The organism is Comamonas sp. BIGb0124 (assembly GCF_003752175.1).
Taxonomy (GTDB): domain Bacteria; phylum Pseudomonadota; class Gammaproteobacteria; order Burkholderiales; family Burkholderiaceae_C; genus Comamonas_F.
In genome coordinates, this window is sequence record NZ_RJVF01000008.1 from 849,813 (window position 1) to 871,429 (window position 21,617).

20 protein-coding genes and 1 pseudogene are annotated in these 21,617 nt (G+C 66.0%); 5 read left to right on the top strand and 16 right to left on the bottom strand.

Annotated features, from left to right (window positions below; all coding sequences use genetic code 11):
* Positions 1-288 precede the first annotated feature (288 nt).
* From EC845_RS05060 to EC845_RS05070, 3 genes and pseudogenes are all read left to right on the top strand, one after another.
* Positions 289-912, top strand: coding sequence for a YitT family protein (locus EC845_RS05060; protein WP_123296083.1), 624 nt, complete (start codon positions 289-291; stop codon positions 910-912).
* 180 nt (positions 913-1,092) lie between these two features.
* Positions 1,093-2,317: pseudogene (locus EC845_RS22580) on the top strand (polyhydroxyalkanoate depolymerase); the annotation flags it as partial.
* A gap of 991 nt (positions 2,318-3,308) precedes the next feature.
* On the top strand, positions 3,309-4,100 hold the full coding sequence (locus tag EC845_RS05070) for an RnfABCDGE type electron transport complex subunit B (protein ID WP_233597931.1): 792 nt from the start codon (positions 3,309-3,311) through the stop codon (positions 4,098-4,100).
* A gap of 33 nt (positions 4,101-4,133) precedes the next feature.
* Here EC845_RS05070 and EC845_RS05075 read toward each other — a convergent pair whose 3' ends face one another.
* The 5 genes from EC845_RS05075 to EC845_RS05095 form a co-directional block, all read right to left on the bottom strand.
* A complete protein-coding gene (locus EC845_RS05075; RefSeq protein ID WP_123296086.1) occupies positions 4,134-5,375 on the bottom strand; it encodes an MFS transporter in 1,242 nt (413 codons plus the stop codon).
* Positions 5,376-5,521: 146 nt separating this feature from the next.
* A complete protein-coding gene (locus EC845_RS05080) occupies positions 5,522-7,135 on the bottom strand; it encodes an ABC transporter ATP-binding protein (RefSeq protein WP_123296087.1) in 1,614 nt (537 codons plus the stop codon).
* A complete protein-coding gene (locus EC845_RS05085; RefSeq protein WP_123296372.1) occupies positions 7,132-8,214 on the bottom strand; it encodes an ABC transporter permease in 1,083 nt (360 codons plus the stop codon). The genes EC845_RS05080 and EC845_RS05085 overlap by 4 nt, the downstream gene beginning before the upstream one ends.
* Positions 8,215-8,218: 4 nt before the next feature.
* A complete protein-coding gene (locus tag EC845_RS05090; protein WP_123296088.1) occupies positions 8,219-9,244 on the bottom strand; it encodes a microcin C ABC transporter permease YejB in 1,026 nt (341 codons plus the stop codon).
* A gap of 12 nt (positions 9,245-9,256) precedes the next feature.
* The gene (locus EC845_RS05095) at positions 9,257-11,098 is read right to left on the bottom strand and encodes an extracellular solute-binding protein (RefSeq protein ID WP_123296373.1); all 1,842 of its coding nucleotides are present in this window, start codon (positions 11,096-11,098) and stop codon (positions 9,257-9,259) included.
* 358 nt (positions 11,099-11,456) lie between these two features.
* Here EC845_RS05095 and EC845_RS05100 point away from each other — a divergent pair, with 358 nt between their 5' ends.
* Together EC845_RS05100 and EC845_RS05105 are read left to right on the top strand one after the other, a co-directional pair.
* Complete coding sequence (locus EC845_RS05100; protein WP_158615623.1) at positions 11,457-12,530, top strand: sensor histidine kinase; 1,074 nt, start codon at positions 11,457-11,459, stop codon at positions 12,528-12,530.
* Positions 12,527-13,156 carry a response regulator transcription factor gene (locus EC845_RS05105; RefSeq protein WP_123296090.1) on the top strand — a complete coding sequence of 210 codons (630 nt, stop codon included), beginning with the start codon at positions 12,527-12,529 and terminating at the stop codon, positions 13,154-13,156. Before EC845_RS05100 ends, EC845_RS05105 begins: the two co-directional genes overlap by 4 nt.
* 59 nt (positions 13,157-13,215) lie before the next feature.
* Here EC845_RS05105 and fliR read toward each other — a convergent pair whose 3' ends face one another.
* The 11 genes from fliR to EC845_RS05160 form a co-directional block, all read right to left on the bottom strand.
* Positions 13,216-13,986, bottom strand: a complete 771-nt coding sequence (gene fliR, locus EC845_RS05110) for a flagellar biosynthetic protein FliR (RefSeq protein ID WP_123296091.1) — start codon at positions 13,984-13,986, stop codon at positions 13,216-13,218.
* Positions 13,987-14,002: 16 nt separating this feature from the next.
* Positions 14,003-14,272, bottom strand: a complete 270-nt coding sequence (gene fliQ / locus EC845_RS05115) for a flagellar biosynthesis protein FliQ (protein ID WP_123296092.1) — start codon at positions 14,270-14,272, stop codon at positions 14,003-14,005.
* Between the two features lie 45 nt (positions 14,273-14,317).
* Positions 14,318-15,091: a flagellar type III secretion system pore protein FliP gene (fliP, locus tag EC845_RS05120; RefSeq protein WP_123296093.1), complete on the bottom strand. Its 774-nt coding sequence runs from the start codon at positions 15,089-15,091 to the stop codon at positions 14,318-14,320.
* Positions 15,084-15,506, bottom strand: a complete 423-nt coding sequence (locus EC845_RS05125) for a flagellar biosynthetic protein FliO (RefSeq protein WP_123296094.1) — start codon at positions 15,504-15,506, stop codon at positions 15,084-15,086. Before EC845_RS05125 ends, fliP begins: the two co-directional genes overlap by 8 nt.
* Complete coding sequence (gene fliN / locus EC845_RS05130; RefSeq protein WP_123296095.1) at positions 15,503-15,859, bottom strand: flagellar motor switch protein FliN; 357 nt, start codon at positions 15,857-15,859, stop codon at positions 15,503-15,505. The genes EC845_RS05125 and fliN overlap by 4 nt, the downstream gene beginning before the upstream one ends.
* Positions 15,849-16,796, bottom strand: coding sequence for a flagellar motor switch protein FliM (locus tag EC845_RS05135; protein ID WP_123296096.1), 948 nt, complete (start codon positions 16,794-16,796; stop codon positions 15,849-15,851). The genes fliN and EC845_RS05135 overlap by 11 nt, the downstream gene beginning before the upstream one ends.
* A 61-nt stretch (positions 16,797-16,857) precedes the next feature.
* Positions 16,858-17,388, bottom strand: coding sequence for a flagellar basal body-associated protein FliL (fliL, locus tag EC845_RS05140; protein ID WP_123296097.1), 531 nt, complete (start codon positions 17,386-17,388; stop codon positions 16,858-16,860).
* Between the two features lie 98 nt (positions 17,389-17,486).
* Positions 17,487-18,971: a flagellar hook-length control protein FliK gene (locus EC845_RS05145; RefSeq protein WP_158615624.1), complete on the bottom strand. Its 1,485-nt coding sequence runs from the start codon at positions 18,969-18,971 to the stop codon at positions 17,487-17,489.
* Entirely contained in the window at positions 18,961-19,437 is a 477-nt protein-coding gene (gene fliJ, locus EC845_RS05150; RefSeq protein WP_123296099.1) for a flagellar export protein FliJ, read from the bottom strand. The genes EC845_RS05145 and fliJ overlap by 11 nt, the downstream gene beginning before the upstream one ends.
* 11 nt (positions 19,438-19,448) lie before the next feature.
* Positions 19,449-20,888, bottom strand: coding sequence for a flagellar protein export ATPase FliI (fliI, locus tag EC845_RS05155; protein WP_370451238.1), 1,440 nt, complete (start codon positions 20,886-20,888; stop codon positions 19,449-19,451).
* Entirely contained in the window at positions 20,885-21,616 is a 732-nt protein-coding gene (locus EC845_RS05160; protein ID WP_123296100.1) for a FliH/SctL family protein, read from the bottom strand. Before EC845_RS05160 ends, fliI begins: the two co-directional genes overlap by 4 nt.
* Position 21,617: the final 1 nt, after the last annotated feature.

Sequence of the window (21,617 nt, forward strand, 5' to 3'; positions counted from 1 at the left end):
AACAAGAGCCCCCACGGTATTTGGCTAGCCTGGAGTTGGGATTCGCCAAATCTATGAGTTCAGGTGCGAAAAGACCGAGTCGCTTTTCACTTCCTGATATCAATTGACAATTCAGCGCGATCCCCGAACGCAACACCTGGCATGCCGCATGCTCAAAAAGCGACGCCCCCTCAATCGGCGCTGGTACAAACCCTAGGTTTGACCCACAATCCGGTCTTGCCACAAGCAACTTGGCGCGAGGTTTGTTTCGGTCCTACCTGACCGTTCAGGCATTGCCCACCACCGTCCATGCCGATCCAACAGACTGCCCCATCGCCCTCGCTGCGCCACGGTCCCTATGAAGACGCCCAGGCGTTGTTCACGGGATCGTTGTTCGTCTCCATCACCATGATGCTGTATGCACAGGCGGGACTGCTCACAGGCAGCACGGCGGGCATCGCGTTCCTGTTGCACTACGCCACCGGCCTTTCGTTCGGCGCCCTCTTCTTTGCCATCAACATCCCGTTCTACTGGTTCGCCTGGAAACGCATGGGACGCGAGTTCACGATCAAGACCTTCGTGTCCGTGGCACTGCTGTCTGCCCTGAGCGAGATCGGTCCGCGCGTGATGCACATCGATTACCTCCATCCGGTCTATGCCGCCCTGCTCGGCGGCTTGCTGCTCGGTACCGGCTGCCTCTTCCTGGCCCGGCACAAGGCCAGCCTCGGCGGCGCGACCATCGTGTCTCTTTACCTCCAGGACAAGCACGGCATTCCCGCCGGCAAGGCGCAGTTGGCGATCGACAGCACCATCGTGTTGCTGGCGCTGTTCATCGTGCCCTTCGAGCGTGTGGCTTATTCGGTACTCGGCGCCGTGGTGATGAGCGTGTTCCTGTGGATCAGCCATCGCCCCGGGCGTTACGCCGGGAAATGACGGAAACATGCGCAATCGAGTAATCCGGGCGCTATCAAATTCCGTGGCTTCGAGTCGAACAGGACGTTCTGACACACCTGTTCCGACACGGTCAAGGGTGTTTAACCTGCTGCACGATCGACACGTCGGACTGCTATAGTGGGATTCATTGCTGCAATGCAGCATTCACGGTAAACGACCATGCTCTATCAACTTTACGAGTCTCAGCGCGCATTGATGGAACCCTTTGCCGAGTTTGCCCAGGCAACATCGCGGCTGCTGAACAATTCCGCCAATCCCTACATCCATTCCCCTGTGTTCCAGCGAGTCGCCGCCAGCTACGACCTGGCCTACCGGCTGTGCAAGGATTACGAGAAACCCGAGTTCGACATCGATTCGGTGGAGAGCAACGGTGTGGAGATCGCCATTGCCGAGCGCACCGCGGTCGACAAGCCGTTCTGCCGGCTGCTCCGTTTCAAGCGCTTTTCCGACGATCCGGCCACGCTGGCCAGGATGAAAAAACAACCGGTGGTCCTGATCGTGGCGCCCCTCTCCGGGCATTACGCGACGCTGCTGCGTGAAACGGTTCGCGCCATGCTGGCCGACCATCGCGTGTTCATCACCGACTGGAAAAACGCCCGCACGGTCCCGCTCGAGGACGGTTCGTTTCACCTCGACGACTACGTGAACTACGTGCAGGAGTTCATCCGCCACATCCAGGGCGTCTACGGCAACTGCCATGTGATGAGCGTCTGCCAGCCCACGGTGCCGGTGCTGGCCGGGATCTCGCTGATGGCGAGCCGCGGCGAGAAGACACCGCTGTCGATGGTGATGATGGGCGGCCCCATCGATGCCCGGCGCTCGCCGACGGCCGTCAACAATCTGGCCATGCAGAAAAGCCATGCATGGTTCGAGAACAACCTCATCTACCGCGTACCGCCTCAGTTCCCGGGTGCCGGCCGTCGGGTCTACCCCGGCTTCCTGCAGCATGCCGGCTTTGTCGCCATGAACCCGGACCGGCATGCCAGCAGCCACTGGGATTATTTCGAGGATCTGCTCAAGGGCGACGAGGATGCGGCTGAAACGCACCGCAAGTTCTACGACGAGTACAACGCCGTGCTCGACATGGATGCCGACTACTACCTCGAGACCATCCGCACGGTGTTCCAGGACTACGACCTCGTCAACGGCACGTGGGACGTGCGCAACCCGGAGGGCCAGCTCGAGCGCGTTCGCCCGCAGGACATCACCCAGACGGCGCTGCTGACGGTCGAAGGCGAGCACGACGACATTTCGGGCAAAGGCCAGACCCGGGCTGCGCATGGGCTGTGTTCGGGCATTCCGCAAGACGAGCGTCAGCACTACGAGGTCCGTGGTGCCGGCCACTACGGGATTTTCAGCGGACGTCGCTGGCGCGAGAAGGTCTGTCCGGAAATCTCCCGCTTCATGCTGGCCCACAACGACACCGCCGACACCCCGGAGGCACCGTCGACCGTGGTGGTGACCCTGCCCTCGGACACCCCGACCCAGACCGTCCTGGACCTGACCCCTGCCGAACAGAAGACCGAAGCTGTCGCGGTGGCGCCGGTTTCCGTTCCCTCCGCCGCCGACGCCGGACCTGCGCACACGGCAGAGGCGGCGGCATCCAGCTCCCCTGCGCTCACGGCCACCGCAAGCCAGGCCACGGCTGCGCTCACGGCCACCGCAAGCCAGGCCACGGCTGCGGTCCGGAAAACCCGGCCTGCCCGCACGGTGGTCAAGGCGGCGCCGGCCACTTCGCAGCGTCGCAGCTCGGCGCGGTCCAAGGCAGCGGCCGTCCCGGCGCCAGATCCCGTTGCGACCGCCGTGCCTGCGGTCAAAGGCACGGCCAAGAAGACGGTAAAGGCCACGGCCCAAGCGAAGACCGGCACGACGGCGGCCAATGCCGTCGCAGCACCTGCGCCTGCCGCGCCCGAATCCAGTCCGGCCCGCCCACGGGCGACAGGCAAGACCGCCGCGGCGAAGTCGGCTGCCTCGCCCGCAGCGGCCAGTGCCGCAAAACCGAGCGCGGCCAAATCGAGCCCTTCCAAGCCGACGGCCTCGAAAGGCACGGCTCAAGCGACGGCAGGCAAACGCGCAGCCGCCACGCCGGCCCGTGGCTCGACCGTCGCCAAGGACGTCGCAGAGCAACCGGCTGGCAAGACCGAAGCCGTCGAATGACGCTCCTGCCATCGCGGCCAGGCCGACCCTGAGCGCACGGCACGGGGGCGGCGCGGGTGCCGCCTCTCGTCCACGGTGAACGGCGGATGCGGGCCCCAGCGCGTCAAGGCCGATGTCCGCCCGGCCTTGCAGCGATAAAATACGACCCGATCCAACATTTTTCATGCGCCCCCCGGGCGGTCGCGAGACCGCACTGGGTCGTTGGCGTTTCCACGACTTTGCTGCCCACTTCCGACACCCTCGCCCAGCGCCTGTTCGATGCGCTGCCTCAGACGCAGTGCACCCGCTGTGCTTATGCCGATTGCGAGTCGTACGCGGTGGCCATGGCGCAGGGCGAGGCAGACATCAACCAGTGCCCGCCGGGCGGCATGGAAGGCGTGCATCGGCTCGCGGCGTTGACGGGCCGCCCGGCGCGTGCGCTGTCGCCCGTGCATGGGCTGGAGGGGCCGCGCCAGATGATGTGGATCGACGAGGATTGGTGCATCGGCTGCACCCTGTGCCTCAAGGCTTGCCCTGTGGATGCGATCGTGGGCAGCAACAAGCGCATGCACACGATTCTCGAGTCGCACTGCACGGGCTGCGAGCTGTGCCTGCCCGCCTGTCCTGTCGATTGCATCGAAGTCGAAGTGGCGACGCCCGGCAAGACGGGATGGCAGGCCTGGAGCGGCGGCCAGGCCGATGCAAGCCGGCATCGCTACAGCCAGCATCGGCAGCGTCTGGGCGAAGCACGGCCCGGCGAGGCCGCGCGGGCCTGCAACAACGCCATCGCGGCCAAGCCCTCGGACGACACGCAGCGGTCTTCGGTGGCGGCCGAAGGACATGCGTCCGAGGAATCAACCGGACCGGCACTCGACGCACCGGGTTCGGGTTGGCCGTTCCGGCCTCAACAGGCCACGCCTTTGCCGCAAGCGCCTGCGGCGGTCGCAGCGGCCACCGATGCGGATCACAAGCGTGCGGCCATCGCTGCGGCGATGGCTCGGGCGCGTGCCGCGCGCGCGGGCAACAAATAGAGGTCTGGCTCGATCCGGCTGCCGCGAGGAGACTCAGACCGCGGGCAGTCGCCGGCGGGCGTCGGCTCGGTCGACCTGCATGGACCAGGCGAACATGACCATGCCGGCCAGCGCCAGGATGGCACCGACCCAGGCCGTCGAGGTCCATCCCAGACCGGCTGCAATGGTCAATCCGCCCAGCCAGGCGCCCAGTGCGTTGGCCATGTTGAAGGCCGAGTGGTTGAGCGCGGCCGCCAGCGTCTGAGCGTCGCCGGCCACATCCATCAGGCGGATCTGCAGCGTCGGGCCGATGGCCACCAAGGTACCGACCAGCAGCACGTTGATGCAGGCCAGCCACAGGTTGTTGGCCGTGAAGACAAACGCGACCAGCACCAGGAAAGCCCAGACCAGCAGGCCGCCCATCGTGCGTTTCAGCCACTTGTCGGCCAGAGCGGAGCCGACGACGTTGCCCAGGATCATGCCGACACCGAACAAGGCCAGCACCACCGGTATGCCGCTGAGCGACATGCCGGCCAGCTCCATCATGGTGGGCTTGATGTAGCTGTAGACGGAAAACAGACCGCCCAGGCCGATGGCACCGATGCCGAGCGTGAGCCAGACCTGCTTGCGCCGAAGGGCCCCCAGCTCGCGCAGCGGACTGGCCTGGGTGTCGGCGGGCAGATCGGGCACCCATCGCCGGATCAGGTAGATGGCCAGGAGGGCCAGCAGTCCGACCAGCACGAAGGCATAACGCCAACCCAGATGCTGCCCCAGCCAGGCGGCCACGGGCACGCCGAAGAGTGTGGCCGTGGTCAAGCCCAGCATGAGCCAGCCGACGGCGCGCGCACGCTGTCCGGGCGGTGCCAGAGTGGCGGCGACCAGCGCGGCGACGCCGAAGTAGGTGCCATGCGGCAATGCCGTGATGAAACGCAGCACATTGAGCGAGACATAGCCGGGAGCCAGCGCGCTGGCGAAGTTGCCCAGCGTGAACAGGACCATGAGCGCGATCAGCAGTTGCCGCCGGCGCCAATGGGCGCAGGCCACAGCCAGAACCGGAGCGCCGATGGTCACGCCCAGGGCATAGGCGCTGATCACGTGGCCGGCCTGCGGGATGGTCACGGACAGTCCGTTCGCGACCTCGGGCAACAGACCCATGATGACGAATTCACCGGTGCCGATGGCAAATCCCCCGACGGCCATTGCCAGGATGGCTCGCACGGCGGCGGTTTCACGGTGCTGCTCGAGAGCGACGGTGGTGGTGGCCTGGGCGGCCGGGTCTAGAAGTCCGCCATTCATGGTGGGTGCTGCACAGAGTGATCGTAGGGGGATGCAGGGGTTCGCAGACCCCTTGTCGAGGGCCGATTGGAATGCAGCCGTGGCGCATTTGCCAGCGGCTTCCCCTTTACCCCCTGGCTGCACAAGGGTTTACCCCAGAAATCGACTCAGGCGGCGGCGGCCAGCAGCCGCTGCGTGTAGCTGTGCGCGGGCGCTTCCAGGATCTGCTCGACCGTGCCGTGCTCGACGATGTCGCCGTCCTTCATGACCAGCACGTCGTGTGCCATGGCCCGGATGACGTCGACGTCGTGCGTGATGAGCAGATAGCTCAGGCCCAGTTCTCGCTGCAGGCGCTGCAGCAGGGACAGCACCTGTTTCTGGATGGTGACGTCGAGCGCGCTGGTGGGCTCGTCGAGGACCAGGACTTCGGGACGGATGATGAGGGCGCGTGCAATGGCCAGCCGCTGGCGCTGGCCGCCCGAGAACTCGTGCGGATAACGCGAGAGCAGGCCGGGAAAGCGCTCTTCGGTGAGGCCCACTTCGGCCAGGGCGTCGATCACGCGCTGCGCGCGCTCGGCGGGCCCCAGGTCGGTCTCGTGGAAACGCAGGCCCTCGCTGACGATCTCCTCGATCGTCATGCGTGGCGAAAGCGACGAATACGGATCCTGGAACACGACCTGGACCTTGCGCCGCAGGGCTTTCTGGGCGGCGTGGCCCGCCTGGTTGGCGGTTCTCCACGAAACACCGTCGACCAGCAGCTCGCCCTGGTGGCGCACCAGGCCGAGCACGGCCAGCGCCAAGGTCGATTTGCCCGAACCGGATTCTCCGATGACGCCCAGCGTGCGGCCGCTGCCCAGTGCGAAGTCGGCGCCCTTGACGGCCACGAACTCGCCTTTGCTGAACCAGCCGCGAATGCCGGGTTTCTGGATGGGATAGGCCACCCGCAAGTCGCCCCCCTGCAACAGGGGCTGACGCGCGGCGGGGACGGGCTCGGCGACCTCGCGCACCGGACGGCTGTCGAGCAGCTTGCGGGTGTAGGGATGGCTGGGGGCCGCGAAGATGTCGGCGACGGCGCCCTGCTCCACGACATGCCCATGCTCCATGACGGCCACCCGATCGGCGAACTTGCGCACCAGATGCAGGTCGTGCGTGATCAGCAGCACGGCCATGCCGTTCTTGCGCTGCAGCTCGGCCAGCAGTTCGAGGATCTGCTGGCGCAAGGTGACGTCGAGTGCGGTGGTCGGCTCGTCGGCCAGCAACAGGCGGGGCTCGACGGCCAGGGCCATGGCGATCATGGCGCGCTGCCGCTGCCCGCCCGAGAGCTGATGGGGATAGGCATGGGCGCGCCGCTCGGGCTCGGGGATTCCGGTCTCGCGCAGACGATCGACGGCCTTTGCCCAGGCCTCGCGGCGGCTCAGGCCCTTCTTGAGCTGGAAGACCTCGGCGATCTGGTGCCCCACGGTGTAGAGCGGATTGAGCGCGGTCATGGGCTCCTGGAAGATCATGGCGATATCCTGGCCCCGCACGGCACGCAGTTCGCGCTCGGGCAATGCCAGCAGATCGCGGCCTTCGAACGTCGCCCGGCCCCGCACCTCGGCGTCGGCCACCAGGCGCAGCAGGCTCATGGCGCTGATGCTCTTGCCCGAACCCGACTCGCCGACGAGGGCGAGTTTTTCTCCGGGACGGATGTCGAAGGAGATGCCATGCACGAGTTCATGGCCGTCAAAGGCGATGCGCAGGTCCTGAACCTGCAGCAGCGGGGTCGCATCGAGGGAACTCATCGGTCTTTCTTTCGGGGGTCGAGGGCGTCGCGCAAGGCGTCGCCCATGAAGGTCAGCAGCAGCAGCGTGACGGTCAGCACGCAGAACGTGGACAGCGAGATCCACCAGGCATCGATGTTGGCCTTGCCCTGGTTCAGCAGTTCACCGAGGCTGGGCGTGCCCGGCGGGACACCCAGGCCCAGGAAATCGAGCGACGTGAGGGCCAGGATGGCCGCGCTCATGCGAAACGGCAGGAAGGTGATGACGGGCGTGAGACTGTTGGGCAGGATGTGGCGCCAGATGATGTGGCGATGGCTGGCGCCCAGAGCGCGCGCCGCACGGACATAGTCGAGCTGCCGGTTGCGCAGGAATTCGGCTCGCACGTAGTCGGACAAGCCCATCCAGCCGAACAGCGACAGCAGCACCAGCAGCAGCGACACGCTGGGGGCGAAGACGGCGCTGAAGATGATGAGCAGGTAGAGCTCCGGCATGGCGCTCCAGATCTCGATGACACGCTGCAGCACCAGGTCGAGCTTGCCGGCGAAGTAACCCTGGACGGCACCGGCCACCACCCCGATCACCACGCCGATGACGGTCAGGGCCATCGCAAAAAGCACGCTGATACGGAAACCGTAGATGAGCTGGGCCAGCATGTCCCGCCCCCGGTCGTCGGTCCCCAGCCAGTTGTCGGCGGTGGGCGCCGAAGGATTGGGTTCGGCTGCGAAGTAGTTCAGCGTTTGCGGACCGTAGGGATTGGGGGCGTAGAGGGCCCAGTTCCCGGGCAGGGAAAACCGCTCGCGGATGTAGGGGTCGAGGTAATCCGTGGTGCTGTCGAAGTCTCCGCCGAAAGTGGTCTCGGGGTAGTCGTGCACCAGCGGGAAATAGGTCTGCCCTTCGTAACGCACGATCAGGGGCCGGTCGTTGGACAGCAGTTCGGCCATGAGGCTGAGGGCGACCAGCACGGAAAAGACGATCAGGCTGAAATAGCCCAGCCGATTGCGGCGGAAGCGCTGCCAGGCCCGGCGGGCGGGACTGACACCGACCGGTCCCTGCCTCGCAAGGCGCGTGGAGGGAGGCGGCGGCGAATGCGCCGGCGCCAGGGCTTCAGTCGAACTTGACACGAGGATCCACCCAAATATAGGAAAGGTCGGAGATCAATTTGGTGAACAGGCCGATCAGCGTGAAGAGGAACAACGTGCCGAGCACGACGGGATAGTCGCGCCGGATGATGCTCTCGTAACTTAGCCAGCCGAGGCCATCCAGGGAAAACAGGGTCTCGATGAGCAGCGAGCCGGTGAAGAAGGCGCCGATGAAGGCCGCCGGGAATCCCGTCATGATAGGCAGCAGCGCATTGCGCAGCACATGCCGCCACAGGATCTGGCGTTCGCCGAGACCCTTGGCACGCGCGGTGACGACATACTGTTTTCGGATTTCCTCGAGAAAGGCGTTCTTGGTGAGCATGGCGGTGACGGCAAAGCTGCCCAGCACCATGGAGGTGACCGGCAAGGCGATGTGCCACAGGTAGTCGACGATGCGGGCAGGCCACGACAGTTCGGCCCAATCGGGCGAGACCAGGCCGCGCAGGGGAAACCATTCGAGCTGACCGCCGAAGATGACCAGCAGCGCAACGCCCAGCACAAAACCCGGAATGGCGTAGCCCACGAGGACGAACAGGCTGGAGACGAAGTCGAAACGCGTGCCGGCGCGGACGGCCTTGGCGATGCCCAGCGGCACGGCGATGAGGTAGCTCAGGAAAAACGTCCAGAGCCCCAGGCTGATGGAGACCGGCAGTTTTTCCCAGATCAGTTGCGACACCGGCTTGTTCTGGAAAAAGCTGTTGCCGAGATCGAAGCGCAGAAACTGGCCCACCATCTGCACAAAACGCTCGTGCGCGGGCTTGTCGAAGCCGTAGAGGGCCTTGATTTCTTCGAGCCGGCGTGGATCGACGCCTTGCGAGCCCCGATAGCCCGGGCCGCCGCCCTCGCCGCCCCCCAGACCGGTCCGGGCTTCGGCCAGGTACTGCTCGACCGGCCCCCCGGGCACGAACTGCACGATCATGAACGTCACCAGCAACACCCCGAACAGCGTGGGGATCATGAGCAGCAAGCGTTTGAGGATGTAGCTGAGCATGGGCAAGGCAGGTCAGTGTGAAGAGGCGGACGGCGCCGGCGCGGTCGTCGCGTCGAGGGGCTCGGGCCTGGCCCACCAGGTGTCCATGGCCCAGGTCTCGCCGGGCGCATAGGCCGGCATGTCGCCTGCGGGACGTTCGAGCCGCCAGCGGTTGTAGGCCATGCGATGGGTCGGCGCCGACCACTGGGGAATGAGGTAGTGGCTGTGCGCGACGACCCGCTCGAAAGCATGACAGGCATCGAACAGTTCGGACTCGGTGGTCGCAGACACCATGCGGCCGATGAGATCGTCGACGGCCGGGCTTGCGGCGCCGGTGTAGTTGCCCGAATCCTCGAGCTTGGCCGCGGCGCTGCCGAAGAGTTCGGCGAACTCCTGGCCGGGATTGTTGGTGCCGGCGTAGTTGATGGTGGTGATGTCGAAGTCGAACGTGGACAGACGCTGAAGATAGAGCGCAAAGTCGACGGCACGGTAATTGAGAGTGATGCCGAGCTTGCGCAGGTTGGTGATCCAGGGCGTGACGGCACGGGAGCCTGCCTCGTTGCTGTCGAGGTACTCGAGCACCAGGGCCTGGCCCTGGGCATTGCGCAACTGGCCGTCGCGAACCGTCCAGCCGGCCTCGCGCAGCAAGGCCTGGGCCTGGCGCAGATTGGCACGCAGGGAATGGTCGCCGTCGGTGCGAGGAGGCACGGTCATGGGACCGAATGCGGCCTCGGGAATCTGGCCACGCCAGCGTTCGAGCAACTGCAGTTCACGGCCCTCGGGCACGCCCTGGGCCTGGCATTGCGTGTTGCCGAAGAGCCCATTGACGCGACGGTAGCTGTCGTAGAAGAGTTGACGGTTCATCCACTCGAAATCCATGGCCAGACCCAGCGCCTGGCGCACGCGCACATCTTTCAGTGCGTCGCGGCGGGTATTGAGCACATAGCTCTGGAAACCGGTGGGCAGCCGATGGGTGAATTCGCCCTTGGCGAGTTCGCCCGACTCGAAACGCTTGCCGCGGACATTGCGCGCCCAGTCGCGGGCCGAGAAGAAACGCATGAGATCGAACTGGCCGGCCTTGAGCGCTTCGAGCTTGGCCGTGTTGTCGGCGTAGATGCGCACCGTGATGCGGTCGAAGTTGGCGGTGCCGCGCCGCACGGCGAGATCCTTGGCCCAATACTGTGGATCGCGCACATAGGTGATGTCGCGGCCGGAGTCGACCGGGCCGATGCGGTACGGGCCGCTGGCGATGGGTGGGTCGTTGACGATCTGGTCGAAACGTTTGCCGTCGCCCCAGCGCTGGCTGAAGATGGGCAAGGCGCCGATGACGAGAGGCAGCTCGCGGTTGGACTTGCTGAAGCGGAAACGGACCGTTCGGGCATCGACGACGTCGACGCCGTCGAGATCCTGCAACACCGTCTTGTAGGCCGGCTTGGCGTAAGACCCCTGCAATGTCTCGATGGTGTACTTGACGTCCTTGGCCAGCACGGGACTGCCGTCGTGAAACCGGGCTTCCCGGCGCAACTTGAATGTGACGGATCGGTGATCGGACGGGACATCGACGTCTTCGGCCAGCAGGCCGTAGGCGGTACCGGGTTCGTCGAGCGCCGTGATGAGCAGGGTATCGAACAACAGTTCTGAAATATAGGCCGGCGTGCTGCCCTTCATGGTGAAGGGGTTGTACTTGTCGAAATTCGACGATCGCACATTGCTGACCAGGCGCAGTTCTCCGCCCTTCGGCGCCTGCGGGTCGACGTAGTCGAAGTGGCTGAAACCCGGTGCGTATCGGGGCGATCCCCAGAGCGCATAGGCGTGGGCTGCCCAACCGGCGGAGGGAACAAAAGCAGCCATCAGGGCCAGGAGGAGAAACCGCATGAGACAATTCTGCATCAGTTGGGAACAAGTCCGACTTTCAAGGCCGCAAGCAAATTCCCGGCCTGACAATTCACTCTGCACATTTATTTATGAATAACGTGGCTTTTTGATCCGTTGTTTCCATTCTTTTCTATCTTTAAACACTTTCCCGCTAGGTCCAATCCCAGTGCCCGGCTATGCTAAGCGCTGGGTTGCGTCGTGCATCACCTGATGCACCACGGATTCCATGGCTGTCGCCAATGGACCTCTCTTGCTTGCCTATGATTACAGGGTTATGTCTTTTGTAACTGATCCCTATCCGATACGCATACTGCTTCTTGGCAGTTCCGATGCAACCGGACGGGACATCAAGGCCTGCATGGCGTCTGAGCCCCTCGCGTCGGAAGTCGCGCAGGTGCAATCCCTCGACGAGGCACTTTCGCGGCTGCGGGTGGGCCGATACGACCTCATCCTGCTCGGCCCCCTCAACGACGAAACGCTTGCGCTTGCCCAATGGCAGGCGATCGAGCAGAAGTTTCCCGATCACGCACCTTTCGTGGTGATTTATGACGATCCGGTCGTGGTGGATGCCGCCGTGCTGATGCGCCGGGGTATAGGCGACTGTCTGCGCACGAACCAACTGGCCTCCTTGCCCGCCGTGGCAGCCGACGCCATCTCGCGCTGGCGCGTACGGCGCGATCAACACAAGACGACTGCGGAGCTGGCCCGTGCCATGCGGCGCGCCGCCGAACTCTCGGACCTGCTGCAGTTGCGCATCGAGGAAGAGCGGCAGGCCATCGCGCGCGAAGTGCATGACGACATCGGGGGCTCGCTGGCCGCGGTCAAGTTCGACCTCGCCTGGATGTCCCGGCACTGCAAGGACAGCGAGATGCTCTCGCATGTGCAGATGGCGCTGGAACTCCTCGATCACGCCGTGCAGGCCAGCCAGCGCATCATCCTCGACCTTCGCCCGCCCTTGCTGGATCAGGGCCTGGTGACGGCGATCGACTGGCTGGGCCGCAATTTCGGCCAACGCACCAAAGTGGCCGTCCAGTTCGAGCACGGCGACGATCTGCCGAGCTTGCCGGACAACATCCAGCTGGTGGTGTACCGCACCGCCCAGGAAGCCCTGACCAACATCACCAAGTACGCCCAGTGCCGGCAGGTTCGCCTGGCTCTGCGTTTCGAGCAGCAGGTGCTGACGCTGGTGGTCGGCGACGACGGCACCGGCCTGCCCGAGGACGCGCTGGACAAACCCCGTGCCTTCGGGCTCAAGGGGCTGGTCGAGCGGGCCGAATCGGTGGGCGGAAGCCTGAGGGTGGAGTCCGAATGGGGCAAGGGAACGACGTTGACGTTGACGATTCCGCTGCGCAAACCCCTGCGGCCCGCGCGCCGCACGGTGCTGCGCCGTCCCTCGCCCGGCGTGCTGCGGGGCCGGGAGCCGTCGACATGATCCATGTGGTCCTTTGCGACGACCATGCCATCGTTCGTCGAGGTATCCGCAACATTCTCTCGGAAGCAGGCGATATCCGCGTCACCGGCGAGGCGGGCGGTTATGCCGAGCTGCGCGACGTGCTTCGCCATGCGCCCTGCGACGTGCTGTTGCTGGACCTCAACATGCCCGGCCGCAGCGGCCTGGAAGTACTGGGCGTACTTCAGGAAACCGATCCGGGCATCAAGACCATCATCGTCTCGATGTTCACCGAGGACCAGTACGCCATCCGCTGCCTGCGCGCAGGCGCCTACGGTTATGTGAACAAGGCGGGAAGCCCCGACGAGATCCTGCTGGCGACGCGCATGGTGGCCACGGGCCGCAAGTTCGTGAGCCCGGAGCTGGCCCAGTTGCTGGTCGAGAGCCTGAACAACCCGCAGCCGGAAGCGCCGCACACCGCCTTGTCCGAACGCGAGTTGCAGACGCTGATCAAGATCGCCAAGGGCAAACGCCTGTCGGAGATTGCGCTGGAGCTGTCGCTGAGCCCCAAGACGGTGAGTGTCTACCGCGCCCGTGTCATGGAAAAACTCAACCTGGACTCGAACGCCGCACTCGCGACCTACGCCTTGCGGCACAACCTGCTGTAGCGGCCGGAGCGGCCCTGCGTTGCGGCCCTGCTCAGCAACAGAAGGCAGACGGCAGAGGATCAGGTCGATGTGCCGAACAGTGCAAGCACGCGGTCGAGCGCAGCCAAGATGGGGGCATCGAGCAGCGGAATGACGGTCACCAGCCCCACCATGCCCATGGCCAGCGTGACCGGGAAACCGATGGCAAAAATGTTGATCTGGGGTGCGATGCGCGAAATGATGCCCAGCGTGAGGTTGACGAAGAGCATCAGCGCAATCATGGGCAAGGCGATCCACAGGGCGGTCGAGAACAGCTCCGCGCCCAGGCGATGGATCTGCAGTTGGCCGGCGGCCTGCATGACGCCCGCATCGACGGGAAACACCTGAAAGCTGTTGACCAGGGCCACGACCAGCAGCAGGTGCCCGTTGACCGCCACGAACATGAGCGTGACCAGGATGGTGAACAGGCGGGCGATGGCGCTGACCTGGGCATTGCTGACGGGGTCGAAAAAGGAAGCGAAGCTCAGGCCCATCTGAAGCCCCATGAGCTCGCCTGCCAGCTCGACGGACGCGAACACGATGCGCACCGCAAATCCGATGGCCAGGCCGATGAAGACCTGCTGAAGCAGCACGGCAAGGGCCTGCGGACTGTCGAGCCCGACCACCGGCTGGCCCGACAGCGACGCCTGGCAACCCAATGCGACCAGAAAGGCCAGGCCGATCTTGGCGCGCGCGGGAACGGCCCGGCTCGACAGCACGGGGGCGGCCATGAACAGCGCCAGGGCCCGCACGAAAGGCCACAGCAGAGGCGACATCCAGGCCACCAGTTGGTCTTGCGAAAAGCTGATCATGGGCAGCGCCCCGGCCTCACTGCACCATCGAGGGGATGGACTCGATCATCCGCCGCAGGTAATCGACCAGGGTGGCGAGCATCCACGGTCCGGCCAGTGCGAACACCAGCACGGCCACGACCAGCTTGGGCAGGAAGGACAGCGTGTTCTCGTTGATCTGGGTAATGGCCTGGAAGATGCTGACGACCAGGCCCACGACGAGCACGGCGCCCAGTACGGGCAACGACACCATGAGCAGCAGGGTGACAGCTTCGCTGCCCAGGGTCAGGACGGTCTGGGAGTTCATGCGCTTGCGGTGCTTTCCGGATCGGTTCGTTCCACGTCGGGCGGCCTATCGGGCGAAGCTGGCCGCCAGCGAGCCGATGAGCAGATTCCAGCCATCGGCCAGCACGAACAGCATGAGCTTGAACGGCAAGGCCACCAGCACGGGCGACAGCATCATCATGCCCAGCGACATCAGGATGCTGGAGACGACGATGTCGATCACCAGGAAGGGGATGAAGATCATGAAGCCGATCTGGAACGCCGACTTGAGTTCGCTGGTGACGAATGCAGGGATGAGCACGCGCATGGGCGCGGTCTCGGCCGTGACCTCGGGCTCGAGCCGGCCGAGCCTGGCAAACAGGGCGAAGTCGGACTGCCGGGTCTGCTTGAGCATGAACTCGCGCATGGGCTGGGAGCCATTGGCCACCGCCTGCTCGAAGGTCACGCTGTTCTGGGTGTAGGGCAGGTAAGCGTCGTTGTACACACGGTCGAGCGTCGGTCCCATGACGAACAGCGTGAGAAAAAGGGACAGGCCGATGATGACCTGGTTGGGCGGCGCCGACTGCGTGCCCAGCGCCTGGCGCAGCAGCGACAGCACGATGACGATGCGGGTGAAGCTGGTCATCATCAGCAGCACGCTGGGCAGGAAAGACAGCGCCGAGAAGAACAGCAGGGTCTGGACGGGCACGGAGTAGCTGGCGCCCCCTGCCCCGCTGCCGATGAGCAGCGGCAGTTGTCCGTTCTGCTGGGCGGCGGCGGGCACGGCAACCAGCCCGGCGAGCAGCGCCGCCAGAGCGGCACGGCGCAGCCACGGATTCAGGTTCGAGCGGGAATCAATCATGGCGGGGTTTCGCGGCATCGGCGAGATCGGGGGTTACGGCGCGGCGGACATCGCCGGCCCACACCGGGGAACCGGGCACCTGGCCCAGGCTGCTGCGCAGCGAGGTGGCGAATGCATCGGCATGCCGTCCATCCTCGGCCGCATTCACGGACCACTGGTGCAGTGTGTGCATGGACCGAGCGGTGACACCGACCACCAGCGCCGTGCGGGCGCCCTCGGGACCGACCTCGAGGGTGAGCACGCGTTGCTGGGGGCCCAGCGTGACGGACGACAGAACGGTCACGGCATGCCCTGGCCCGCCGCTGCCCGGCAGGCGGTTGCGTTTCTGCAGCCAGCGCAAGGCCAGCGCGAACAGGGCCATGACGCCGAGGAAAGACAGCACCACGAAGGCCGAGGACATGAGGCTGTCGGTCATTCCCGATTGGCCCGGCGCAAGCGTTCGGAGGCGGTGACCACGTCGGTCAGACGTATGCCGAACTTGTCGTTGACGACCACCACTTCGCCGCGGGCGATGAGGTGACCGTTGACCAGTACGTCCATGGGCTCGCCGGCCTGGGCATCGAGCTCGATGACCGAGCCTTCGGCCATCTGCAGGATGGATTTGAGCGAGACCTTCTTGCGCCCGAGCTCGACCGACAGTTGGACGGGAATGTCGAGCACCCGCGACATGTCGCCGTAGGGAGCCGCGGGCGCGGCGGGTGCGCCGGCGGCAGCCGCCGTATCGAGGGGCTCGGCCCAGTCGTCGGCCGGTTTGCTTTCAGTGATCATGGGATTCTCCGCTGGGATGCAGGCAGGTCAGGACACGCAACGCGTAATGACTCTGGTGGGTGCCGTACTGGCATTCGAACAAGGGCACGCCCTCGATGCTGGCCATGACGGTGGGCAGACGGTCGAGTTCGATGAAATCGCCGGTCTGCATGGTCAGCAGTTGCTCGATGGTGAGCGTGGCCGTGGCCAGCTCGGCCACGAGCTGCAGGTCGGCCGACTGCAGCTCCTGGACGAGCAGCCGGCGCTTGGTGTCGTCGACGGACTCGGTCTCGCCCAGGGGCGAGGCATAGAGGATGTCGTGCAGCGGCTCGAGGGCCGTGTAGGGCACGCCGATGTGGATCTGGCCCTGCACCTCGCCCACCCGGACATCGAAGGAGGCCGTGACGATGACCTCGTCCGGTCCGGCGATGGCGGCAAACTGCGACAGCCGCTCGGTCCTGAGGAACTGCGGCTCGACCGGATGGATGCCGGACCACGCCTGTTGGTAGTCGGCACACACCAGGCGCACCAGCCGCTCGAGAATGCGCAGTTCGGTGGGAGACAGGTCACGCGGCACGGCGGGGACGGTGGCAATCGGGAGGTCCGTGCCCGTGCCGCCGTACATCACGTCGACCATGCCATGGAACAGGTCGGCGTCGACGCTGACCAGCCCGTTGCCGACCAGCGGGGCCAGCGACACCAGGCTGAGGTTGGCACCGGCGAGCGCGGCCATCTGCAACGCATGGCGCTGGATGTGCATGTCGGCCGGCCGCACTTCGACATGACGGCTGAGGATGCCGAAGAGGCCGTTCTCGATGCGTCGCGCGAAACGCTCGCCCACGATGTCCAGCGTCGGGATGGGCCGTCCGACCCAGCGCTCGCGGCTCGACAGATCGTAGCCGCGGGGCGTGTCTGCCGGGATTTCGGGGGCAACGGGTGACGAGGAGGCATCGGTCATGGCAAAGGGCTCATGCGGGCATGGATGACGGGCTGCATCGGGCTGGTCCGTGCGGCTCGGACTACTGAACGATGAAGTTGGCGAACAGCACCTCGCGCACCGGGCTCGTGGCTCCGGCGCCGATGATGCGCGTGACCTCGGCCTGGATATCGCGGGCGAGTTTTTCCTTGCCTTCCCGTGTCAGAAGATCGGTGGCGGCACGCTGGGATATCGTCAGGATCGCCGCGTTGCGGATGGCGGGCAGGAAGGCCTTGATGCGGTCGTTGGATTTCTCGTCGGACAAGGCCAGCGTGATGCCGATCTGGACCAGGCGGTCGCCGCTGTCGCCACTGAGATTGACCACCATGGGTTCGATCGCGAGGTAGCTCGGTGGAGCGGCCGTGACGATGGCCTCGGGTGCCGCAGGGGTCGCGGTTTGCTGCGCGCCGGCGGGCACATGGCGGCCGAAGAACCACCAACTGGCGCCGGCGCCTGCGCCGAGAAAGACCACGCCCACGACGCCGGTGATCAGGACGCCTTTGAGGCGCGAAGGTTTTGCACGGGTCTCGGCCGGAGCGGCCTCGTCCTTGGCCGCAGGTTTGCTGGTTGCCATGTTTTTATCCTCGAATCCAGCGCCGAACGCCGGACGACAATGGAGACGCACGCAGGTCGGCGACCTGCGTTGCGCCGTCAAGAAAAGCCGCGATGGACTCAGACATACAGGTCCAATCCCGGCAGGGGTGAAGCCGCGTTCACGGCCTGCAGGCCGATGGCGCTCGCCGGCGGGGCGAGGTCGACGCGGCCCATGCGCCGTTGCCCATGCGGACTGCCGTCTGTCGGGTGGGAACCGGCCTGGGCCTGTCCGCCGTTCTGCGACGAGACAGAATCGCCCTGCCCCGAATCGACCGAGAGTCGGGTCAGGTTCAGGCCTTGCTCACGCAACATATCGCGCAACTGGGCACTTTCGCTGTCGAGCAGTTCGCGCACGGCGCCGTGGTCGGTGCGAAACGCCACATGGGCCTCGTTGCCCTGGATCGCCACACGCACGTCCACGGCCTGGCCATCGGCGCCATCGACCGAAAAGCGGGCGCTCTGGCTTTTCTGGGCCAGCCAATAGCTGATGTCCGCCGCCAGTCCGTCCTCTGCGGTGCCGGGGGCGGCCAGCACGGCAGTGGTCGCAGAGCTCCACCCGCCTGGGGTATCGCTGCCCTGCCCCGTCCACGGCATGCTCACAACGCCGGGCCCAGTCGTGCCGTCGACGAGGGCCGCCGGAAACGCACCGGACCGGCGTGCCGTTTCACTGCGCAGGTCATCCCCTGCGGCGAGCGGATACAGACCGCCCTGGATCACGCGCGAGGCCGGGTGAACGGCGTCGGTCTGCGGCAGTTGCTGGAGCAGGCTGCCGAGAAGCGGAGCATCGGCACGCGAGGCGGTGTGGGCGGCTTGCTGCGGCTGCTGTTGCACGGACTGCAGTGGCTGCATTTGCTGCGCCTGTCGTTCCAGCTGTTGTTGCCGAGCCAGATCGGCCTGTCCTTGCAGAAAGACCTGGCGAGCAAGCCATGGTGCCGCCCCCGGCTTGCCGGCCTGGACGGCGAGCGCCGCCTGCGCGGGACCGGCCGTCTCGCCCGGCACGGCACGGGCGCGAGGCGGCTCGTCCGTCAGCGGCAAGGGCTGGTCCGAGCCATCGCCGGCGCCTCTGCCAGCGACCCCGGCGTCGTTGTCGGCAGCCTGCACTGTCGCTGCAGCCGCATCGGCCGTTGCCCCGGTCAGGGAGGGGGTTGCCGTCCGCGACGAAACCGGATGGTTCGGGGACGCGCCAGGGTCTGCCATGGGCAAAACCGTCAAGGCCGAGCCCATGAGCAGCCAGCTCGTATCCGCCATCAGCTCCTGGCCGGACAACCTGGACGGTCGATCCGAGTCTGCGCGGTCGGCAGGCGGGTCGGCCCGGCCGGTGCAGTCTGGACTGTCGTCGGTCTCGTCGTCGGCAGACTCCGCACGGGCATCGCGCGGGTCGCGGTCGGATTCGGCGGCCACGGCTCGCACGTCGCTCATCGCCTGGTTGCGGACTTCGAGGGCCTGCGCAAAACCCAGACCCTCACGGTTGCGGCGGGCCGCGTCTTCGACGCTTCGGACCTTGGCCGAGCCCTGCAGGCGCGGCGCGGGACCGGGCACGCTCGACATCGGTTCAATGGCCATGGTCATTCTCCCGCTGGCTGTAAAGCATGCCGTTTGCAGAGACGCGGGCGGCCATCTCGTCCGTCTGTTTCTGTTCGCTTCGAGCCGTTGCACGGGCTTGCCGGTCGAGCAGACCGTCGGCCACCGCACGCAAGGCCTGTACCCGCGATTGCACCTGGGTCAGCGTGCTGCGGCACTGCTCGATCTGGCGCTGATGGCGTTTGACGACATCGGCCTGCAAGGCGATCACCTGATCCAGGCGTTCCATGAAAAGGTAATGGTGGCGCAGAACCTCGGGGGTGGCACTGCCCCGCCCGGCAGGGCTCCAGCGGGCATGCGTTTCGCGTGCATAACCCACCAACTGATCGAACTGCGCCTGGGCCTGGGCCGCTTCGGGCTCGGCCCGTGCCAGCGCACCGGCGGCCGTGTCGCGCTCTTTCTCGGCCATGCCGATGGCGATTTTCAGGGCATTGAGGCTGGATGTCATGGCACGCGGTCCTAAGCCGGGCGGCCCTCGTTGAGCAGGCCCAGCATGCGGTCCATGCTGTCGCCGAGGGTGGATCCCTCGTGCATGTCCTGGCGCAGGAATGCGCGCATGGCGGGTTGCATGGCGATCGCTTCCTCGAGCGCGGCATCGCTGCCCCGCGCATAGGCGCCGACGCGGATGAGGTCGCGGCTTTTCTGGTAACGCGAGTAGATGGCCTTGAACCGGCGGGCCATTTCGAGCTGGCCGCGCGAGATCACGTTGTGCATGACGCGCGAGGCGCTTTGCTCGATGTCGATGGCGGGGAAATGCGCCTCCTCGGCCAGGGCCCGGGAGAGCACGATATGGCCATCGAGTATGGCGCGGGCGGCATCGGCGATCGGATCCTGCTGGTCGTCGCCTTCGGACAGCACGGTGTAGATGGCGGTGATGGAACCTCCGCCTTCACGGCCGTTGCCGCTGCGTTCGACGAGCTGGGGCAGTTTGGCGAACACCGATGGCGGATAGCCCTTGGTGGCCGGAGGTTCGCCCAGCGCCAATGCGATCTCGCGTTGCGCCATGGCGTAACGGGTGAGCGAATCCATCAGCAGCAGCACATGCTGCCCTTCGTCCCGGAAATGCTCGGCGATCGCCGTGGCGTAGGCCGCCCCCTGCATGCGCAGCAACGGCGAGGCATCGGCGGGGGCAGCGACGACCACCGCGCGCTCACGTCCCTGCTGGCTGAGAATGTCCTCGACGAACTCCTTGACCTCGCGGCCCCGCTCGCCGATGAGGCCAACCACGATGACGTCGGCCTGCGTGTAGGTGGCCATCATGCCCAGCAGCACGCTTTTGCCGACGCCCGAGCCGGCAAACAGGCCCAGGCGCTGGCCGCGGCCCACGGTCAGCAGGGCATTGATGGCACGCACGCCGGTGTCCAGCGGCTCGCGCACGGGGGCGCGTTCCATCGCGTTGATGGGCACGCGGTCCATGGGCATGGCGGCCACGTCCTGCAACGGACCGCCGTCGTCGAGCGGCTGCCCGCTGGCATCGACGATGCGGCCCAGCAGCCCATGACCCTGCGGCAGGCACAGCAGGCCGCTGGTGTCCAGAACGGCATCGGCATCGGGCCGGCCCAGGACGGGGGCCGGCACATAGGGACGGGCGGGCGCCACCTGGGCGCCGTTGCGCATGCCGTGCACATCGCCGGCCGGCATCAGATAAAGGCCGCCCTGGGTGAAACCCACGACCTCGGCGGTCACCGGCGGCTGCCCGGCCTGGCGCACTTCGCACTGGGCACCGACGGCCGCGCGCAGGCCCTGCGCCTCCATCATCAGGCCGGTGAGCCGGGTCAGCGTGCCGCTCACCTCGAGGGGCACATCGTCCTTGAGCCGTGCCCGTGCATCGGCCATGAAACGGATCCAGGCCACGGGGCTGGCCACGTCCTCGAGACTGGCCTCGGGCTTGCGGCTCATTCGGCCACCTTTTCAGCGAGGCGTTCGGCCGGGACGGGGTCTTCACCCAGGGGGCTGTCCATTCCCAAACGGGCCAGGGCGCGTTTCCAGCGGCTGCCCAGCGTGCCGTCGACCGTGGTATTGCCCGACTCGACCATGCAATCGCCCGGCTGCAGGGTGTTGTCGACCTGCCAGGTCACGTAGCTGAGGGATTTGTTGGTGCGCAGATGCAGCGTGAGGACCTCGTAGTCGACCGGATGCAGGCGAACGGTCACGGCCCGGCTTTCGGTGCCCAGGCTGGTCAGCGCTTCGCGCACGACAGCCAGCGTGCTCACGGGATTGATGGCGACTTCCCGGCGGATGACCTGACGGGCAATATCGCAGGCCAGTTCGAGCACGGTCTGCGCGATCTGGTGCTGGATGATGACCAGCCCATGCTCGGCACTGACCAACAGGCTCTCCATGCGGCCGGACTGCTGGCGGCCCTCGCTCTTGACGTAATCCTGCAGGCGCTGCTGCCCCTCGCGCTGAGCCTGCTCCTGGCCGACGCGGTAGCCTTCGTCGTAGCCGTCTTCGTAGGCCAGCCGGTAGCCGGCCTCGTCGTTGGCCTGTGCAAACTCGTCGTCCGGCGCCACGGCCTGCGCGGATTCGGCCATCGGAGGCTCGCCGGACAGCGAACCGAAACGCACCGGCACCGCCGCCTTCACCTGAGGGGCTGGAATGATGCGCGAAAGGCGATTGTGGTTCATC

Coding starts and splice junctions, on each gene's coding strand:
- fliR (WP_123296091.1), bottom strand. CDS start 13,986: ATGATCAGCTTTTCGCAAGACCAACTGGTGGCCTGGATGTCGCCTCTG.
- EC845_RS05100 (WP_158615623.1), top strand. CDS start 11,457: ATGGCGTCTGAGCCCCTCGCGTCGGAAGTCGCGCAGGTGCAATCCCTC.
- fliQ (WP_123296092.1), bottom strand. CDS start 14,272: ATGAACTCCCAGACCGTCCTGACCCTGGGCAGCGAAGCTGTCACCCTG.
- fliN (WP_123296095.1), bottom strand. CDS start 15,859: ATGATCACTGAAAGCAAACCGGCCGACGACTGGGCCGAGCCCCTCGAT.
- fliL (WP_123296097.1), bottom strand. CDS start 17,388: ATGGCAACCAGCAAACCTGCGGCCAAGGACGAGGCCGCTCCGGCCGAG.
- EC845_RS05160 (WP_123296100.1), bottom strand. CDS start 21,616: ATGAACCACAATCGCCTTTCGCGCATCATTCCAGCCCCTCAGGTGAAG.
- EC845_RS05075 (WP_123296086.1), bottom strand. CDS start 5,375: ATGAATGGCGGACTTCTAGACCCGGCCGCCCAGGCCACCACCACCGTC.
- EC845_RS05125 (WP_123296094.1), bottom strand. CDS start 15,506: ATGACCGACAGCCTCATGTCCTCGGCCTTCGTGGTGCTGTCTTTCCTC.
- fliI (WP_370451238.1), bottom strand. CDS start 20,888: ATGAGCCGCAAGCCCGAGGCCAGTCTCGAGGACGTGGCCAGCCCCGTG.
- EC845_RS05105 (WP_123296090.1), top strand. CDS start 12,527: ATGATCCATGTGGTCCTTTGCGACGACCATGCCATCGTTCGTCGAGGT.
- EC845_RS05145 (WP_158615624.1), bottom strand. CDS start 18,971: ATGGCCATTGAACCGATGTCGAGCGTGCCCGGTCCCGCGCCGCGCCTG.
- EC845_RS05095 (WP_123296373.1), bottom strand. CDS start 11,098: ATGCGGTTTCTCCTCCTGGCCCTGATGGCTGCTTTTGTTCCCTCCGCC.
- fliJ (WP_123296099.1), bottom strand. CDS start 19,437: ATGACATCCAGCCTCAATGCCCTGAAAATCGCCATCGGCATGGCCGAG.
- EC845_RS05135 (WP_123296096.1), bottom strand. CDS start 16,796: ATGACCGATGCCTCCTCGTCACCCGTTGCCCCCGAAATCCCGGCAGAC.
- EC845_RS05090 (WP_123296088.1), bottom strand. CDS start 9,244: ATGCTCAGCTACATCCTCAAACGCTTGCTGCTCATGATCCCCACGCTG.
- fliP (WP_123296093.1), bottom strand. CDS start 15,091: ATGATTGATTCCCGCTCGAACCTGAATCCGTGGCTGCGCCGTGCCGCT.
- EC845_RS05060 (WP_123296083.1), top strand. CDS start 289: ATGCCGATCCAACAGACTGCCCCATCGCCCTCGCTGCGCCACGGTCCC.
- EC845_RS05080 (WP_123296087.1), bottom strand. CDS start 7,135: ATGAGTTCCCTCGATGCGACCCCGCTGCTGCAGGTTCAGGACCTGCGC.